Origin of the sequence: Bartonella sp. CR127HXZ (assembly GCF_042194555.1) — a bacterium.
Classification (GTDB): domain Bacteria; phylum Pseudomonadota; class Alphaproteobacteria; order Rhizobiales; family Rhizobiaceae; genus Bartonella; species Bartonella grahamii.
Genome location: NZ_JBHIMZ010000070.1, coordinates 1 through 741, shown reverse-complemented (window position 1 = coordinate 741; position 741 = coordinate 1). Strand labels below are relative to the sequence as shown.

Below are 741 nucleotides of genomic sequence, written 5' to 3'. Positions count from 1 at the left end.
CAATCTGATATTGCTGATTTAGTTGGGGAGTTAGTGAAATTCATTCTTGTTATAGGCTTTTTTGCAGCTCTTTTAGAATATTCTCAAGAATGGGGGACAGCTATTGTTGAGAGTTTTCGTACAGTAGCAGCTCATGCAAGCGGAAGATCTAGGAGTCTTTTTCCTGCAGATGTTTTGGGTGAAGCTTCTAATATTATGGAAGCTATGGCAAATGTGAGCACTTGGAATCCGATCACTTCTGTGTTGATTGCTGTTCAGTCTATTATTGTTTTTTTATGCTTCTGCTATATCGCTGTTTTACTAGCTGTTACACTTGTTGAATCATATATCGTAATCAATGCATCTGTTATATTTATGGGGTTTGGGGCGACCCAATGGACACGAGAGATAAGTATAACAACATTTCGCTACGCTGTCTCTGTTGGTGCAAAATTATTCGTACTTACACTCTTAGCGACTTTGATTGTTGATTCTATGGGGGTATGGAAAGAAGCATATGTTTATTCTGCGGCGTCAAATTGGACATTGCTGGGACTTAGTTTATTGTGTGCGTATTTAACAAAGACTATTCCGGAAATTATTGCTGGTTTAATTTCTGGAACAAGTGGTGGGAGTGGTGCAACTATTGGAGCAATGGCTGGCGCTGCTATAGGAGCAGCTGCGAGCATAGCTGCTGTAGCAGCAACTGGTGGGGCAGCAGCACCAGCTGCTGCTGGTGGAGCATCCGCTGCTGGTGGAGCA

Annotated in this window: 1 protein-coding gene; it reads left to right on the top strand. The window is 42.4% G+C overall.

Annotation, left to right across the window (positions count from 1 at the left end):
• Window positions 1-9 precede the first annotated feature (9 nt).
• Window positions 10-741: P-type conjugative transfer protein TrbL (gene trbL, locus ACFIKY_RS09155; protein WP_375661747.1), on the top strand; the 732-nt coding region annotated here is incomplete at its 3' end.